Below are 17,620 nucleotides of genomic sequence, written 5' to 3'. Positions count from 1 at the left end.
TTAGCAGGTATGTGCGCAGCGAACAGCGATTGATTGCGGAATTAGGTAAGCCTTACCCTTCGGGTATGCCGGAACTGGAGCAGCAGCCCCGTGTACCCACGACGCGCCGCTACCTCATGTGCCCGCCGCGGTACTTCGCGGTGGACTACGTCATCAACCCGTGGATGGACCCGTCGGTCCCGGTCAGCGTCGACACCGCGATGGCGCAATGGACCGAACTCCGCGACACCTATCGACGCCTCGGCCACACCGTCGAGGAGATCGAGCCTCAGCCCGGCCTGCCTGACATGGTGTTCGCCGCGAACTCCGGCACCGTCGTCGACGGCCGCGTCCTCGGCTCGCGGTTCCGCGCGCCGCAGCGCACCGCCGAGGCCGAGCACTTCCGCCGCTGGTTCGTCGAGCACGGCTACCGCGACATCACCATGCCCGAGAAGATCAACGAGGCCGAGGGCGATTTCGCGTGGACCGGCAAGGTCCTGCTCGCCGGCACCGGCTTCCGGACCGACCCGGCCGCGCACGCCGAAGCGCAGGAGGCCCTCGGTGTCCCGGTCGTGTCGCTGCGGCTGATCGACCCGAGCTACTACCACCTCGACACGGCGCTGTTCGTGCTCGCCGAGGCCACCGACACCACGTCCGCCCAGATCGCCTACTTCCCGGAAGCGTTCTCGGCCGGATCGCGGAAGGTGCTGGAGCGGATGTTCCCGGACGCGGTAATCGCGGACCGGGCCGACGCGGAGTGCTTCGGCCTGAACGGGGTGTCCGACGGACGCAACGTCGTTCTGCCGGTCGAGGCGACCGGATTGGCGGCACGGCTGACCGAACGCGGCTACGAAGTCGTCTTCCTGGACATCTCCGAGCTTCGGAAGGCGGGCGGCGGCCCGAAGTGCTGCACCCTGGAGATCCGCAAGTAATCCATTAGTGGACACCTTGCGGGATCGTGTAACTACTCCGTTCGCCAATTCGATTAATCGGGAAACACACTCGGTCCCGAATGAGGCGCGGATGGTGATCCTGGCGATAGGCGGCGTGGGCAAACCCGTGCGCGCGCTGGATCCTGGCGAGAACGAAACTTGGGTGACCGTCGAGCAGTTCGAGCGCGTGCTCGACACCGTGGCCGGGCGCGAAGACGTCGGGCTCACCTTCGACGACGGAAACTCCTCGGACGTCGAGATCGCGCTCCCCAGACTGGTGGAGCGCGATCTCACGGCCGAGTTCTTCCCACTGGCCGGCCGGATCGGGCAGCGGGGTTTCCTCGACGCCGACGGTCTCCGCGAGCTGGTCGAGGCGGGGATGTCGATCGGTTCGCACGGCTGGGAACACCGCGACTGGCGCCGGCTGGACGCCAGGAACGCCCGGCGTGAACTGGAAACCGCGCCGAAGCTGCTCGCGGACTTGAGCGGGAGACCCGTGCGCGCGTACGCGCCGCCGTTCGGCGCCTACGACCGGCGGGTGCTCAGCAGGCTCCGGCGTTCCGGCGCGACGCGGGTCTACACGACCGAAGGCGGCGGGGCTTCGCGCGACGGCTGGTTGCGGCCGCGGATCGAGGTCCGGCACGACGTCGATCAGGAATGGATCGACAGTGTGCTCGGTGAGCGGGAGGGCCTGTACCGCCGAGCGGGACGGCTCATGGCGCGGGTCGCCAGGCTTGCCCGCTTTTGACCGATTTTCTTTGTGCGGTGGGAAAATAACCCTTGAGCCGAACCGACGGCGAAGGCATTCTGAGCACCCTGGATAAAGAAGTCTTATTAACAAAGGGGTATTCGGTATGCGGAAATCGCTCCTGTTCTCGGCGATGGTCGTTGCGGCCGGGTTGGCTCCCGCGGCGACCGCCGCCGCATCACCGGAAGCCGCCCCGACCGCGCAGCAATTGCTGGCGAAGACCACCAGCTGCAAGCAGGTGTCGAACGGCAAGTACAAGACCGACGAGGAAACCGGCCGGACCATCGCGGTCTGCGACGCGGGGAGCGCCGTGTTCTGGAAGGCCGACATGGACATCGACTGCGACGGGCAACCGACCGCGCGGTGCAACAAGAACACGGACCCGTGGTTCCAGGACGGCACCGCGTACCCGCGCTCCGACGGCAAGGCGCTGATCGCCGACCAGACGCCGTATGTCGTCGTGCCGAGCATCAGCGGCACGTGGAACTTCGAAAAGGCCGGTCTCAAGGGCGCCGGTTCGTGCGCGGTGATCTACAACGACAAGGTGCTCTACACCGTCATCGGTGACACCGGCCCGAAGAACATCATCGGCGAAGCGTCCTATGCGGCCGCGAAGGCGCTGGGGATCAACCCGGACCCGAAGAACGGCGGCGTCGACTCGGGGGTCACGTACATCTGCTTCAAGAACTCGAAGGTGTCGCCGATCGAGGACCACGGGAAGTCGACCTCGGTCGGGCAGGGCCTGGCGGCGAAGTTCGTTCAGGGCTGACGGAAGTGCGCCCGATGTGGCAGGGGAGACGCTGAAGGTCTCCAATGCCACATTGGGCGCACTCAGCTCAGCGGGGCTCCATTTGCACCCACGAGTCCCACCCGTAGGGCGGCGCGACGTGCCGGACCGTCGAGTCGTGGACCGCCTTCCACGGTCCCGTCACACGGAACACGTATTCGCCGACGGCGACCCGTGGGAAGGTCACGAAGCCCTTGGCGTCGGTCTTGCCGAACGAAACCAGCCGGTTGTCCTTTGTGGACAGGGTGGCGGTGATGCCTGCCAAGCCTTCACCGTCGTCCGGCGTCCAGTTGCCGTTCTTGTCGACCCAGGCCAGGACGCGGGCGTCGGCCCGCTTGCCGGGCACCTTGGCTTCGGCGGACACCTGCGGACCGGACACGGAGGTCTTGCCGTTGAAGGAGCAGTAGAGGGACGTCTCGCCGAAGTACAACGCCTTTTCCGGCACCTGGGTGGTCAGGGTGAGCACCAGTCGCTGTCCCGGGGCCAGCGCGCCCGCCTGCGGGGAGCCGAACGCGCCCCACTGTTCCTGCGGGACCTTCAGTGCCGTTTCGGTGCCGTCGTCGCTGCATGTCACGAAGAGGCCGGAGAGCGGGTGGGCGCCGCTGTTCGTCAGCGTGACCGTCGCCTTCGCCGTCTCTCCAGGCGCATAACTCGTCTTGTCGAGTTCGAGCTTCGCTTGGAGCGCCTGGCTGAGCGGCTGCTGGCCCCGGATGCTCAGTGCTTCGTACTTACCGCTGCCATCGAGGCGCATCAAGGTGCTTTCCGGCAACAGCCAGCCGTCGGGCACGTTGTGGAAGTACACGATCCGGGTGGCGCCGACCGGGACGGCGTCGAAGGAGAACCGGCCGGCGGCGTCCGTGAGCACCGACAGTTCCGTCGGCAGTCCGGGGCCGCCCACCAGGGTCTTGATCCCCGCCAGTTCCTCACCTGGGGAAAGGACGCCGTCGCGGTTCTTGTCCCCGTAAACCTGGCCGGCGACGCGTTCGGTGGTCTCGGGTGGGATCACGTCCACCGGGACGTCGACCCTGTTGTCCCCGAAGTCGGTGTCGGCCGGGGTCGCCACGTCGAGTCTCACCACGGGATTGCCCGCTTCGGCACCCCAGATTCGACCGGTCAGGCGGTAGGTGCGGCTTTCGCCCGCCTGGAAGGTCGCTCCGGGCCCTTCGTGGCTCAGCTCTCCCCAGGTGTTCAGGTCGAACCCGTAGTAGGGGCCGGAGTAAGTACTTCCCTGCGCCTTGACCTCGGTCGCCGTGGCGTCGCCGATATTGGTGATCGTCAGGTCGATCGGAATGGTGTCGTCCCTCAGCCAGCGCCCGTCCGGCACGGCCGCCGTGACCTTGAGGTTCGGACCCGGATCGGCGTACGCGGGCACCGCGGACACCGTGCCGGCGAGGGCGAAGGCCAAGGTCAGTGCGCCGACGGCGCGAAGTGATCTTCTGGACAGGGTTCTACGCATCGGGCTCCCCAGGTGCTCGTCGTTGACGAAATCAACCTAAAAGTGGCGTCGACGGCCTGACCAGTACGGAACGTTCCGGAGTCGCCGGGAGGCAACCGCGAGGCCGTTTCGCGCGTGTACGACGGATCGAGACGAAACCCTTACGCGTCGCCTGTAGCGTTTCGCGCCCCGTGGACGATGAGTAATTCCCTTGCCGCACAGGCATTCCGCCAAAAGCAGGCGAACGACGGACAGCGGTAACGAACCCGGCCGTCCCGCCGACCAACGGGCAGCGGAACGCGGCTGGAGGAATTCGTCATGAAGATCAGTGTCTTCGGGCTCGGTTACGTCGGTTGCGTGTCCGCGGCGTGCCTTGCCGGGCGCGGGCACGAGGTCGTCGGGGTCGATGTGAACCCGGTGAAGATCGAACTCGTCTCCAGCGGCAAGGCGCCGGTGGTCGAAGAGCGGATCGGGGAACTGACCGCGGAGGTGGTCGCCCAAGGCAAACTGAGAGCGACGACCGACGTAAGACAGGCGATCGCGGACAGCGAGGTCTCCCTCATTTGCGTCGGTACCCCGTCGGCGCCGAACGGCAGCCTCTCGACGGCGTTCCTGGAGCGCGTCGCCGAGGAAATCGGCGAAGCGCTCAAGAACAAAACGCGAAGACACACGGTCGTCTTCCGCAGCACGATGCTCCCCGGCACCTGCCTGGACCTGCTCGTCCCCATCCTCGAGAAGTCGTCCGGCCGCACCGCTGGCGTCGACTTCGGGGTCGCGGTGAACCCCGAGTTCCTGCGCGAGGGGAGCAGCGTCAAAGACTTCTTCGACCCGCCCAAGACCGTCATCGGCGAGCTCGACGCCGCGAGCGGTGACGTCGTCGCGGCGCTTTACGAAGGGCTTCCCGGCGAGGTCTTCCGCGTCCCGATCCCGGTCGCCGAGATGACGAAGTACGCCGACAATTCCTTCCACGGGCTCAAGATCGGCTTCGCGAACGAGCTCGGCGCCATCTGCCGCGCGCTGGGGCTCGACTCGCATCAGGTGATCGACGTCTTCCTCGCCGACCGCAAGCTCAACATCAGCCCCGCCTACCTTCGCCCCGGATTCGCTTTCGGCGGCTCGTGCCTCCCCAAGGATCTGCGCGGCCTGGTCTACGCCGCGCACCGCGCGGACGTCGCCGTCCCGATCCTGTCGCATGTGCTGCCCTCCAACGACGAACACCTCCAGCGTGCCTTCGATCTGGTCGCGCGCACCGGGAAACGCAAGGTCGGACTGTTCGGCCTGTCGTTCAAACCCGGCACCGACGATCTGCGGGAGAGCCCGCTCGTCGAGCTTGCCGAGCGCCTGCTCGGCAAGGGATACGACCTCCGCATCTACGACGCCAACGTCAGCCTTTCGCGGCTGATGGGCGCGAACCGCGAGTACATCGAGGGCAGGTTGCCGCATCTCGGCCAGCTGCTCGCCGGCTCCGTCGGCGAGGTCGTCGACCACGCCGAGGTCTGCCTCATCGGCTGCACCGATCCGGACGTCCTCGCGGCGCTCCCGGCGGGTGGCGGCCACACCATCGTCGATCTCGTCCGCGTACCCGACGCCGACCGTCGCCGGGCTGAAGAGGGATATGTCGGTCTTGCCTGGTAAAGCTCTCATCCTCGTCGAGAACCTGTCCGTCCCCTTCGATCGCCGCGTCTGGCAGGAGTGCCAGACGCTCCGCGACGCCGGCTGGGAAGTCCACGTCATCTGTCCACAAGGGACGAAGCGGGACACCGAGGCCGAAGTCACCATCGACGGCGTCCACATCCTGCGGTACCCGCTGAAGGCCGCCACCGGTGGTCCGGCGGGGTACGTCCAGGAGTACGGCTCCGCGCTGTGGCACACGCTGCGCCTCGCCCGCAAGGTCGGCAGGGTCGACGTCGTGCACGCCTGCAACCCGCCGGACCTGCTGTTCCTCGTCGCGCTGTACCTCAAGCGCCAGGGCGCGAAGTTCATCTTCGACCAGCACGACCTCTGCCCCGAGCTGTACCTTTCGCGCTTCGACCGCGGCGAGGACTTCCTGTACCGCGCGGTCCGCGCGCTGGAGCGCCGCACCTACAAGACGGCCGACGTCGTCATCGCTACCAACGAGAGTTACAAGGACGTCGCCGTGAAGCGCGGCGGCAAGTCGCCGGACGACGTCTTCGTCGTGCGCAGCGCACCCGTGGTCGAGCGGTTCCACCTGGTCCCGGTCGAGCCCGAACTGAAGAAGGGCAAGCCGCATCTGCTGGCGTACCTCGGTGTGATGGGCCCGCAGGACGGCGTCGACTACGCCTTGCGCGCGCTCGCGTCGCTGCGTGACGAGGTCGGTCGCACCGACTGGCACGCCGTGTTCATCGGCTCCGGCGACGCGTTCGACGCCATGGTGGCGTTGTCCAAGGAGCTCAAGCTCGACGACCAGGTCGAGTTCACCGGCCGGATCTCCGACGAAGATCTGTTGCGCTACCTGTCCGCGGCCGACGTCTGTCTTTCGCCGGATCCGTTGAACCCGCTCAACGACGTGTCGACCATGAACAAGATCATGGAGTACATGGCGATGAGCCGTCCGATCGTTTCCTTCGAGCTGCGGGAGGCCAGGGTCTCGGCAGGAGAGGCCGCCCTTTACGCCCCGGCGAACGACGAGCCGGAGTTCGCGAAGCTGATCGCGCATCTGCTCGACTCGCCGGACCAGCGGACCGCCATGGGTGAGCTGGGACGGGCGCGCGTCGCCGGTCCGCTCTCGTGGGAGAACTCCCAGAAAGCCCTGCTCGCGGCCTACGCGGCCGCGGTCCGGTGATCGACTTCCCGGTCGCGTTTTGAACAAGAGTCGGGCAAGCCTGTAACCAACGCGGTGGCCGGTCCGACGGGATTCATGCACACCCCCACGCACCGGACGGAGATCCCGGCTTTGACTGACGACACGGTGCGCCTGTCCATGATCGGACAGGTCCTGCGCGGGCGGTGGCGGACCCTGGTGGCCCTCGCCGTCCTCGGCGCCCTGGTCGGCGCGGGATCGTCGGTGATCCTTTCCCCCGGTTACCGGACGACGTCGAACGTGCTGCTGCAGGGCCCGCGCGAGGCGGACGAACTGCTCACCCAGGCCGAGGTGGCGACCAGTTCGGTGGTGCTCGACCGGGCCGCCGCCGTCCTCGGCCGCGGGAGCGGCGCCGACCTGCGTGACCGGGTGAGCACCACGGTCGCGCAGGGCAACGTCATCACCATCGCCGCGACCGACGACTCCGCCGAGCACGCGCAGCAGGTCGCGGACCAGGTCGCCCAGGAATTCGTGAAGTACTCGACGCAGGTCCTCGCCAGTACCGGCGACGCCGCGGTCAAGGTGGCGCAGGAACGCCGCGAGACCCTGCGCCAGCAGGTCGCGCAGACGAACCAGCGGATCTCCGAGCTGGCGGAGAAGGTCTCCGACGGGACGACCTCGGTGGAGACCGTCCAGCTGCGTACCGAGCTGGCCGCGTTGCGCTCGTCGATCGAGCAGGCGATGTCCACCCTCAACGCCACCGACACCACGAGCGGCGGCCTCGGCAGCATGGTCGTCATGGGCGCGGCCGAGCGGCCGACTTCGGCGGCGGCGCCGACCTTGCCGCAGCTCGCCCTCGGCGGCGCGGCGCTGTTCTTCGTGTTCGGCCTGCTCGGTCACCTCTTCGCGGCCCGCACCGACCGGCGGTTGCGGGACGAGCAGGAGATCGGCGCGGCGCTCGGCGGGCCGGTGCTGGCCACCGTCGATATCGCCGACGAGCCGGACCCCGAAGCGAATCGGAGCCTGCGGGCGAAACTGCTGGGCGACGACAAGCCGTGGAACATCCGGCGGATCGACGTCACCCCCGATGAGATCGACGGCGACGTCCACTACCGCCGTCTCGTATCCCGGCTCCCGCGGCGTCGGCTGCTGGTGCTCGTGGCGGAGGGCGATCACGCCGCGCGGACCGCGGCCGCCAGGATCGCCGGACTCTCCGGCCGCCGGTTCACCGTCGTCACGGTGGCACCGGGGCGGCCGGTCGTGGAAGACGAAGCCGCCGAAGGTGTGCTGGTCGTGCTCGGTCTGGGCACGCGAACCGCGTGGGAACTGGTCGGTGTCGCCGAGGCGTGCGCCGACGCGGGGCTGACCGTGGTGGGTGCGGCCCTGATCCGCCCCGTCCGGCCGACCCGCGCCCCGGGCGCGAAGCCAGGGAAGAAGGCCGAGAAGGATCGAGAAGCACTGGCAGGTACTCCGTGACGACCGCCGAAAAAGAGAAATCCGAGCCGCTCATCGATCTCCAGCGGCTCGTGGTCTCGGTCCGGCGGCGCCGTCGCCTGTGGCTGGCCACCGCCCTCGCCGGGCTGATCGCCGGCGGGCTGGTGGCGATGTTCCTGCCGTCGCCGCCCACGGCCGTGGCGAAGATCCTGGTCGTCCACGCGGACGATTCGCCCAGTGACAGCGGCACGCTGATGGAGACCGACGTCGCCGTGATGGAGACGACGAAGATCGCCGGCGACGCGCTCAAGAAGCTGAACAGCACCCAGCCACCCGAAGAGTTCCTGAAGGACTACACCGCGCTCGGCGTGACGAACAACGTCCTTCAGGTGACGGTCAAGGGCAAGGACGACGCCGACGCGATCGCCCGAGCGCAGGCGCTTTCGGACGCCTTCATCACCGAGTACGTCGCACGCAACCAGGCGGGCGCGGCGGCCGAGCAGAAGGCCTTGCTCGATCAGCGCAATCAGGCGCAGACCGAACTCGGCACCATCCAGAACGACATCGTCGCCGAAGAAGCGAAGCGGAACCCCAACCCGGCTCAGCTGGAGCGGCTGTACTCCCGCCGCGCGGAGCTGACGTCCAAGATCTCCGACTACGACGGCCGCGCGCAGGAAGCGGGCATCGGCACCCCGAAGGTCGGCGCGGGGACACAGATCGTGGACGCGCCGCGGATCCTGCCGAAGTCGCTGCTGAAATCCACCGGCACCGCCGCCGGGATCGGCCTGGTGCTCGGGCTGCTGGCGGGTCTCGTACTGGCCGCCATCGGCAGCGTGGTGAAGGACCGACCGGTGCTGCGCCGCGAGCTCTCCCGTCATCTCGGCGCTTCGGTGATCGCCCAGCTGCCGAAACCGCCCCGCTGGTTCCGGAAGCGCCGCGCGCTGGAGGAACGCAAACGCGTCGCGAAGACGCTGATCCGCACGATCCGCGAGGACGACGGGACCGTGTCGCTGCTCGACCTCGGCGCACGCACCACGACGGCCGCACTGGCCGTCGACATCGCGAACGAGCTCGCGGAGCAGGCGCCGGTCACGCTCGTCGACGAGCTGCCGAGGGCGGGCCTGCGCGCGCTGGCCGCCGGATCCAAGGTCCGCGTCCTGGACCGCGACGAGCCCCGGGTTCCCGGTGAACGCCGGATCGGAGCCGGCTCGATCGAGCCGGGGACCGCGTGGACGGATCTCGAACACCTCGGCGCGGAGGCGATCCTCGTCGTGCGCGCCGGGCAGGCGAACACCGAATGGCTGCACACCGTCGCGCGTCAGCTGGCCGAACGGCGGATCCCGATCATCGGGGTCGTGCTGGTCGACCCGGATCCGCGCGACCACACCGACGGCACCCTGTGGGACGGCCTGCACACCGCCTTGCGCGGACGGGCCGCCGAGCCCGCGCGCGGCCCGCAGCCGAAGCCGGTCGAGATGTTCCCGGACGACGAGCCCACCGTGCGGCGGCTCGCGGTGGCGCCCCCCGAGCCCGCCCCGAAACACCGCCAGCCGACGCCGTACAAGCGGGCCGACGAGCACGACGCCGACCAGCCGACGACCCGATTCGCACCGGTCACGCAGGACAACGCCGAAGCCTTGTAGGGACGGAGGGCGGAGCAGAGGTGCAACTCGATGAAGGGACGACACGCGTGAACCCGCCATGGCCGAAGGCTCCGCGTGACGTGAAACGCCGACCAGCGCCCTGCCGACGTCGGCCGCGGTCGCGGGTTCACCTCTAGACAAGGGGAGCGAAAGCAGATGTGCGGCATCGCAGGGGCCTACCACTGGCCGGACGGGGGACCGCTCACGGATCGGCTCACCAAGACCCTCGCCCACCGGGGGCCCGACGGTTCGGGCCGATACGACCACGGGGAAGTCCATTTAGGACACCGGCGGCTGTCGATCGTCGACCTGACCGAGACCGGCGCGCAGCCGATGGTCAAGGACGGGCTCGCGCTGACCTACAACGGCGAGCTGTACAACGCGCCGGAGCTGCGGAAGGAACTCGAAGCCACCGGTGTGCGCTTCCGGGGCACGTCCGACACCGAGGTCCTGCTGGAAGCCTGGCGCGCGTGGGGCACCGAGGGTTTGCGCCGGCTACGCGGCATGTTCGCGTTCGGTGTCTTCGACGAGCGATCCGGCGAGCTGGTGCTGGTCCGCGACCAGCTGGGCATCAAGCCGCTCTTCGTGGTGCGCCGCGGCAAGGGCGTCGCCTTCGCGTCCGAACTGAAGGCGCTGGCCGCCGAACTGGGCGGCTCGCTGACCGTCGACGACACCGCGCTCGTCGCTTCCCTGCTCTACTACTGGGTCCCGGACGGCCGCTGCGCGTTCAAGGAGGCCGAGAAGCTGCCGCCGGGCAGTTGGGCGCGGTTCCGGCCGAACGGCGACGTCGAACGCGGCACCTTCTGGTCGCTGCGCCAGGTCGCCGAGGAAGGCGCTGCCTACGAGGGCGACTTCGACCTCAACGCCGTCATCGAGGACTCCACGCGTAAGCACCTGATCGCGGACGTGCCGGTCGCGACGTTCCTCTCCGGTGGGCTCGACTCCAGTTACCTCACCGCGATCGCCGCGCGCGAGCGGCCGGGGATCTCCGCGTACACCATCGGTTTCCGGGCCGAGGACGCGAAATTCGAGGCGATGCCGGACGACCTCATGTACGCGAAGAAGGTCGCCGCGAAGTTCGGCGTCGACCTGCACGAGATCGAGATCGCGCCGCAGGTGCTGGATCTGCTGCCGCGGATGACGTACCACCTCGACGAGCCGATCGGTGACCCGGCGGCGATCAACAGCTACCTGATCTGCACCGCCGCCCGCGAGGCGGGCGTCAAGGTGATGCTCTCGGGCATGGGCGCCGACGAGTTGTTCGCCGGGTATCGCAAGCATCTCGCGAACACGCTCGCCGTGCGGTACCAACGGGTTCCTGGCCTCGTGCGGCGTCCCGTCGAGTCCCTTGTGGACAGATTGCCGGTGGCGACGTCGAAACGGGGTTTCCGGTCGGTCCGGTTCGCCAAGCGGTTCCTCTCGTTCGCGGAGCTGCCCGAGGAGACCGCGTTCCGGCGCAGCTACACGATGTACGACCAGGCCGAACTCGTCGGCCTGCTGAACCCGGACCTCGCCGGCGCGGTGGACGACGTGATCACCGAACACGCGGACACCTACCACGACAACACGTTGTCGGATTTCGTGAACCGCATGTGCCTCGCCGACTCCCGGCTCTTCCTGCCGGGGCTCAACCTCGCCTACACCGACCGGTCCAGTATGGCCGCCTCCACCGAGGTGCGGACGCCGTTCGTCGACATCGAGGTCGTGAAGGCCGCGTTCCGGATCCCTGGCGACCGGAAGATCGTGAAGCGGCAAGGAAAGATGGCGCTGAAGGAAGCGGCGCTGTCGATCCTTCCCGCCGAAATCGTGCACCGGCCGAAGGGCCTGTTCAGCGCGCCGCTGCGGGCCTGGATGAGCCGCGACCTCGCGCCGCTGGTGCGCGAGGTGACGAACGAAGGTGAATTGGTGAAGGCCGGGTTCCTCCGTCGGGAGGCCCTGCGGAAGCTCGTCGACGAAGACGCGTCCGGGCAGCAGGACCGGTCCAAGCATCTCTGGCACATCTTGACCCTCGAGTACTGGTATCGCGGCGCCGTCGCGGGTCGGCAAGGTGGGTCATGAGTGGCGATTCATGGCCAGGGCGACACCGTCGCTGGGTCTCGTGCAGGGGCACAGTGGGTCGGCAGCGCCAGGGGCAGGGGTGAAGGGGACTTTCCCCGCATCCGATGCGGCGAAAGTCCCCTTCACGACACCCGACACCTTCGCCATCCCGAAACGCCACTTACGACCCACCCGAACCACCTGATCGCTGAGGAGCGAAGTGAAGCAGGTAGTGCAGAACTACAAGAGCGGGGAGCTGGCGCTCCTCGACGTCGAAGTGCCCGCGTGCAAACCGGGGGGTGTGCTGGTCCGCACCGCCTATTCGCTGATCTCCACCGGCACCGAGATGATGAAGGTGTCCGAGGCGAGTCTTTCCCTCGTGGGCAAGGCGAAGGCCCGGCCGGATCAGGTCGCGAAGGTGATGCAGAGCGTCGCGACGAACGGGCTCGGCGCCACGTACCGCAAGGCGATGAACAAACTCGACTCGTACACGCCGCTGGGGTACTCGCTGTGCGGTGTCGTCGAGGAGGTCGGCGCGGGCATCGACGACGTCGCCGTCGGGGATCACGTGGCGTGCGCGGGGAACGAGCACGCGCTGCACGCGGAACTCAACTGGGTGCCCAAGAACCTCTACACCAAGGTGCCTGACGGCGTCGACCCTCGGCACGCGGCGTTCGGCACGGTCGGCTCGATCGCGATGCAGGGCGTCCGCCAGGGCGAACCGCAGATCGGCGACATCGCGCTGGTCATCGGGCTCGGCCTGATCGGCCAGCTGGTCGTGCAGTTGCTGGTCGCCTCCGGGGTCCGCGTGGTCGGCGTCGACCCGGATCCGGGGCGCTGCGCGCTCGCCGAACGGCTCGGGGCGCTGAAATGCGGTGATCCCGGTTCCGGCGTCATCGACACCGCGGTCGCGGAGATCAGCTCCGGGCATGGCGTCGACCAGGTGTACCTCGCCGCGGGCGGCAGCACGAACGAGCCGGTGGAGCTGGCCGCGAAGCTGGCCCGCGACCGCGGCCGGGTGATCGACATCGGCAAGTGCTCGCTGAACCTGCCGTGGAACGCCTACTACGAAAAGGAACTCGACGTCCGGTTCTCCCGTTCGTACGGCCCCGGCCGCTACGACCCGGAGTACGAACTCGAAGGCCGCGACTACCCGATCGGCCAGGTCCGCTGGACCGAGCGCCGCAACCTCGAATGCGTCGTCGATCTGATGGGCAGCGGCCGTCTCGACGTCGAGCCGCTGATCTCGCACGTCTCGGCCTTCTCCGACGCCGTCGAGACCTATCGGAAGCTGAACGAGGGCGAGCTCAAGGCCGTCGCGGTGTTGTTCGAGTACGAAAAGCGTGCCGCCACCACCACGGAGCCCGTCACCTCGGCCGCACTCCCGAAACCGGTGACTTCCCGTGCGATGCCGAAGATCGACACCCTGCGGGTCGGCTTCATCGGCGCCGGCAACTACGCGTCCTCGATGCTGCTCCCGCATCTCGTGGAGATGGAGTACCTCGACCTCTTCGAAGTCGTCACCACGTCCGCGCTCTCGGGCGCGAACGCCAAACGCAAGTTCGGCTTCGCCCGCGCCTCCACCGACGTCGACGCGATGCTCGAAGACGACTCGATCGACGCCGTGTTCATCGTGACCAGGCATAGTTCGCACGCCGAACTGACCAGGCGCGCGCTACTCGCGGGCAAGGCCGTCTTCGTCGAGAAGCCGCTGGCGCTGTCGGAGAAGGAACTCGAAATCGTGCTCGGCGCGATCGAGGAATCCGGCAACGACCGGCTCCAGGTCGGGTTCAATCGCCGGTTCGCCCCGCTGCTGAACGAGTCGGTGCGCCAGTTCGGCCCACGGATCGGCCCGGGTTCCGTGCGCTATCTGGTCAACGCCGGGCAGCTCGACGCGAACAGCTGGTACAACCAAGCCGACAGTGAGGGCTCGCGATTCGCGGGCGAGGGCGGGCATTTCATCGACACGGTCAGCTGGCTGCTGGGCTCCGACCCGGTCTCCGTGTACGCCACCGCGACGCCGGGGCACCAGGACCTCCAGATCCTGCTGCGTTATCCGGACGGCTCGACGGCGTCGATCGCGTACACCACCAACGGTTCGTCGGCGTTTCCCAAGGAAACGATCGACCTCACCGCCGACGGCAAGGTGCTGAAGTTCGACGACTTCGCGCGCGCGTCGGTGTTCGGCCGCAAGAAGTGGGCCAGCTCCCGGATCCCCAAGGGGCGCGACAAAGGGCAGGCCGCCGAACTCGAAGCGTTCGTCGACGCGCTGAGCACCGGTGTCGCGATGCCGGTCTCGGTCGAGTCGCTCGTTTCGACGACGCTGGCCACGCTCGCGGTCAACCGCAGCCTGGAGACCGGGATGCCGGTCCGGATCGGACTCGGCTGATGGATCCCTCCTGGTACCTCCGAAGACTGTCGCGGATGGGGCCCGCCGAGATCGCGGGCCGGGTCACCGACGTCGTGCGCAAACGCCAGTGGCGTGGGGTCGCGGGGGAGAAGCCGTCCTGGTTGCCGGTTCGCCGGTTCGTGACGGTGCCCGGCGAAGACGTCCTCGCCGCCGTTTCGGGTGAAGCGGTGAAGGATCTGCTCGTCACCGCCGACCGGTTGATGGACGGGCGCGCCGAGTACTTCGGCGTCGAGCGGGACGATCTCGTCGCCCCGGACTGGTCGTACGACCCGAAGACCGGCCGCCGCGCACCGTCCGATGTGTACTCCTTCGACATCCCGTACCGGAGCGAGGAGGCCGTCGGCGACATCAAGCAGATCTGGGAGCCGTCGCGGCACCAGCACCTCACCGTGCTGGCCGCCGCGTATGCCCTGACCGGCGAGGACCGGTACGCCGAACGTGTCGCCGCGCACCTGAACTCGTGGTGGGCGGCCAATCCGCCGATGCGCGGGGTGCACTGGGTCAGCGGGATCGAGCTCGGCATCCGGCTGCTGTCGTGGGTGTGGGTCCGGCGCCTGCTGGACGGCTGGGCGCGGACTCCGGCGCTGTTCGAGGACAACCCCGTGGCGCTCGGCCAGATCTGGCACCATCAGCGCTGGCTGGCGGCGTTCCCGAGCCGGGGTTCGTCGGCGAACAACCACGTGATCGCCGAGGACGCGGGACAGCTCGCCGCGGCCTGCGCGTTCGCCTGGTTCCCGGAATCCGCCGGGTGGCGGGACAGGGCCCTCGCGTCGCTCGACAAGATGCTGCGGCACAACACTTTCGACTCCGGGCTCAACCGGGAACTCGCCACCGAGTACCACGGCCTCGTTCTGGAGCTGGGGCTCGCCGGGGCGCTGGAGGCGAAGGCCGCCGGGGTCGCGGTGCCCGAGTCGACCTGGCTCGTGCTGCTCCGGATGACCGACGCGCTGGCGTCCATTGTGGACAATAAGCTGCGCCCGCCGAGGCAGGGTGACGCCGATGACGGCTTCGGGCTGATCGTCGATGGTGACGAGACGAGCCGCTGGGCGTCGCTGCTCGGCACCGGATCCGTCCTTTTCGGACGGTTGGACTGGTGGCCGGAAACGCCGGGCGGGGGCGTCCGCACACAGCTCTTCTCCGCGCTGGGCAAAGACATCCAGGTCGACACGCGGCGTCCGGTGCGGCGGCGGGACGACTTCGCCGACGCCGGGATGACCATCCTGCGGGACGGCGGGATCTGGTGCCGTTGCGACGGCGGGCCGCACGGTTTCCTGTCCATCGCCGCCCACGCGCACGCGGACGCGCTTTCGGTGGAGGTCCGGCACGACGGCGTCGACATCCTCGCCGACCCCGGGACCTACTGCTACCACGGCGAAGCGAAGTGGCGGTCGTATTTCCGGTCCACGGCCGGGCACAACACGCTCGAACTCGCGCGCACCGACCAGTCCGTCTCCGGCGGCCCGTTCCTGTGGACGAAACACGCCGCCACCACTGTGCTCGCGGCGGGCACGCCGTCACGCTGGAGCGCGGAACACGACGGCTACACGCCGTCGATCCACCGGCGTTCGGTGGAACTCGACGGCGCTGAGCTGCGGATTCTCGACGAGGTCCGCGGTGGGATCCGGCCGTGCCGTCTCGCGTTCCACTTCGGCCCGGCCGTCGACGTCGTCCTCACCGGGGCGACGGCGAAGCTGTCCTGGACGGCCGACGGCCGGGAACGGAGCGCTTCGATGGAACTCCCGCCGCAGCTCAGGTGGTCCGCGCACCGCGGCGACACCACTCCGCCGCTCGGCTGGTACTCGGCCGGGTTCGGCCGTCGCGAGCCCGCGTGGACGCTGATCGGCGCCGGGACCGCATCGACCGAGATGACCACCGTGCTCACCTTCGACGCCGAGGGGCCTCCGTTGTGACGGTTCGACCGCACCGCTTCCTGCCGATCCTGCTGGTCGCGGCGGCCTTGGCCGCTTGCACCTCGGGCCCCGCCGACGAGGCGGGCGCACCGCCGGACCCCGGGCGAGCGCCGTCCGGCGGCGTGGCCCAGGTGTGCGGCAAACTGCCGCCGGGTCCGGCGGCGGCACCGGCGGGAGCGGTGACGGTCGATCCGGCCGTCGCGGGCGATCTCGTGGCGAAGACCAGGGCGAACGGGCCGGGTACGACGTTCTGGCTGGCGCCCGGCACGCACCGGCTCGGCGACGACCGCTTCGACCAGGTCCAGCCGAAGGCCGGGAACGTCTATCTCGGCGCGCCGGACGCCGTTCTCGACGGCCGGAAGATCAACCAGTACGCCTTCACCGGCAGTGCCGCCGACGTCAAGATCCAGTACCTCACCGTGCGCGGATTCCAGGCCCCGCGCGACGAGGGCGTGGTCAACCACGACTCGGCCCCCGGCTGGGTCATCGAGCACAACACGGTGCAGGACAACGAAGGCGCGGGCCTGATGGCGGGCGCGCGGCAGCAGGTGCGGGGCAACTGCCTGCGGAACAACGGGCAGTACGGGATGAACGCCTACGAGGGGCAGAACGCGATCACCGGTCTTGTCGTCGAAGGCAACGAGATCACCGGGAACAACACCGGTGACTGGGAGAAGAAGGTCGACGGCTGCGGCTGCACCGGCGGCGTGAAGTTCTGGGCCGTCGACGGCGCCGACGTCCGCGGCAACTGGGTGCACGCCAACCGCGGCGCCGGGTTGTGGGCCGACACGAACAACAACGACTTCCTGATCGAGGGCAATCTCGTCGAGGACAACGACAGCGCCGGGATCATGTACGAGACCGGCTACAACGCAGTCATCCGCGGCAACACCCTCCGCCGCAACAACCGCGTGGACGGCAAGACCTTCATCGACCGCGGCGACAGCTTCCCGGTGGCGGCGATCTACATCTCCGAATCCGGCGGCGAGCCGAGGGTGAAGGCGCGGACGGACAAGGTGGAGATCGCCGGGAACGTCCTCGAGAACAACTGGAACGGCATCACGCTCTGGGAGAACTCGGACCGGTTCTGCAACAGCCCCGCCAACACCTCGTCCGGCGCGTGTACGAAACTGGTGCCCGACCACGAGACCTGCGCCCGGCCGGCGATCGCGTCCGGCCCGCTGTTCGACGACTGCCGGTGGAAGACCCAGCGCGTCGAGATCCACCACAACCGGTTCGTCCTCGACCCGGCCGTGGCGGGCTGCGAGAACACCTGCGCGCGGATGGCCGTGCTCGCGAACTTCGGCACGTACCCGGACTGGTCGCCGTACCAGGGCGAGGTCGTGCAGCAGGCGATCACTTTCGCCCAGGGCAACAAATGGCGCGACAACACCTACGTCGGCCCGTGGAACTTCGTCGCCTTCGAACCGAGCCGGAACCTGAGCATCGGAGAATGGCAGGGCGCGCCGTACCACCAGGACGCCGGGTCGACCTACAGCCGTCAAGGGGGAGGCTGACATGCGGCAGAGAACCCGCTTCCCGCA

The 17,620-nt window shown here is 68.5% G+C and carries 12 protein-coding genes; 11 read left to right on the top strand and 1 reads right to left on the bottom strand.

The genetic code is table 11. The features are described 5' to 3' along the window. Positions 1-65: 65 nt before the first annotated feature. The 3 genes from ddaH (at position 66) to ACFVM3_RS00730 (ending at position 2,428) form a co-directional block, all read left to right on the top strand. Positions 66-911 (top strand): dimethylargininase, encoded by an 846-nt coding sequence (gene ddaH, locus ACFVM3_RS00740; RefSeq protein ID WP_378434301.1) that lies wholly within the window; start codon positions 66-68, stop codon positions 909-911. A 91-nt stretch (positions 912-1,002) separates the two neighbouring features. Then, on the top strand, positions 1,003-1,659 hold the full coding sequence (locus ACFVM3_RS00735) for a polysaccharide deacetylase family protein (protein WP_378434299.1): 657 nt from the start codon (positions 1,003-1,005) through the stop codon (positions 1,657-1,659). A gap of 106 nt (positions 1,660-1,765) precedes the next feature. Continuing rightward, positions 1,766-2,428 (top strand): glycoside hydrolase family 75 protein, encoded by a 663-nt coding sequence (locus ACFVM3_RS00730; protein ID WP_378434297.1) that lies wholly within the window; start codon positions 1,766-1,768, stop codon positions 2,426-2,428. A gap of 67 nt (positions 2,429-2,495) precedes the next feature. On the opposite strand, the gene ACFVM3_RS00725 is transcribed toward ACFVM3_RS00730, so the two are convergent. Further along, the gene (locus ACFVM3_RS00725) at positions 2,496-3,902 is read right to left on the bottom strand and encodes a hypothetical protein (RefSeq protein ID WP_378434296.1); all 1,407 of its coding nucleotides are present in this window, start codon (positions 3,900-3,902) and stop codon (positions 2,496-2,498) included. 297 nt (positions 3,903-4,199) lie between these two features. Here ACFVM3_RS00725 and ACFVM3_RS00720 point away from each other — a divergent pair, with 297 nt between their 5' ends. The 8 genes from ACFVM3_RS00720 (at position 4,200) to ACFVM3_RS00685 (ending at position 17,593) form a co-directional block, all read left to right on the top strand. Continuing rightward, the gene (locus tag ACFVM3_RS00720) at positions 4,200-5,516 is read left to right on the top strand and encodes a nucleotide sugar dehydrogenase (RefSeq protein WP_378434294.1); all 1,317 of its coding nucleotides are present in this window, start codon (positions 4,200-4,202) and stop codon (positions 5,514-5,516) included. Then, the gene (locus ACFVM3_RS00715) at positions 5,497-6,684 is read left to right on the top strand and encodes a glycosyltransferase family 4 protein (RefSeq protein WP_378434292.1); all 1,188 of its coding nucleotides are present in this window, start codon (positions 5,497-5,499) and stop codon (positions 6,682-6,684) included. Before ACFVM3_RS00720 ends, ACFVM3_RS00715 begins: the two co-directional genes overlap by 20 nt. A gap of 111 nt (positions 6,685-6,795) precedes the next feature. Then, positions 6,796-8,118 carry an exopolysaccharide biosynthesis protein gene (locus tag ACFVM3_RS00710; protein WP_378434290.1) on the top strand — a complete coding sequence of 441 codons (1,323 nt, stop codon included), beginning with the start codon at positions 6,796-6,798 and terminating at the stop codon, positions 8,116-8,118. Further along, complete coding sequence (locus ACFVM3_RS00705; RefSeq protein WP_378434288.1) at positions 8,115-9,719, top strand: Wzz/FepE/Etk N-terminal domain-containing protein; 1,605 nt, start codon at positions 8,115-8,117, stop codon at positions 9,717-9,719. Before ACFVM3_RS00710 ends, ACFVM3_RS00705 begins: the two co-directional genes overlap by 4 nt. A gap of 156 nt (positions 9,720-9,875) precedes the next feature. Further along, positions 9,876-11,777, top strand: coding sequence for an asparagine synthase (glutamine-hydrolyzing) (gene asnB / locus ACFVM3_RS00700; RefSeq protein ID WP_378434286.1), 1,902 nt, complete (start codon positions 9,876-9,878; stop codon positions 11,775-11,777). Between the two features lie 199 nt (positions 11,778-11,976). After that, positions 11,977-14,145 carry a bi-domain-containing oxidoreductase gene (locus ACFVM3_RS00695; protein WP_378434284.1) on the top strand — a complete coding sequence of 723 codons (2,169 nt, stop codon included), beginning with the start codon at positions 11,977-11,979 and terminating at the stop codon, positions 14,143-14,145. Next, entirely contained in the window at positions 14,145-16,076 is a 1,932-nt protein-coding gene (locus ACFVM3_RS00690) for an alginate lyase family protein (protein ID WP_378434283.1), read from the top strand. Before ACFVM3_RS00695 ends, ACFVM3_RS00690 begins: the two co-directional genes overlap by 1 nt. Beyond that, the gene (locus ACFVM3_RS00685) at positions 16,073-17,593 is read left to right on the top strand and encodes a right-handed parallel beta-helix repeat-containing protein (RefSeq protein ID WP_378434281.1); all 1,521 of its coding nucleotides are present in this window, start codon (positions 16,073-16,075) and stop codon (positions 17,591-17,593) included. Before ACFVM3_RS00690 ends, ACFVM3_RS00685 begins: the two co-directional genes overlap by 4 nt. Positions 17,594-17,620: the final 27 nt, after the last annotated feature.

This window comes from Amycolatopsis sp. NPDC057786 (genome assembly GCF_042797905.1).
Classification (GTDB): domain Bacteria; phylum Actinomycetota; class Actinomycetes; order Mycobacteriales; family Pseudonocardiaceae; genus Amycolatopsis.
The sequence above is the reverse complement of the archived record's forward strand: the minus strand, read 5'-3'. Positions and strand labels throughout refer to the sequence as shown.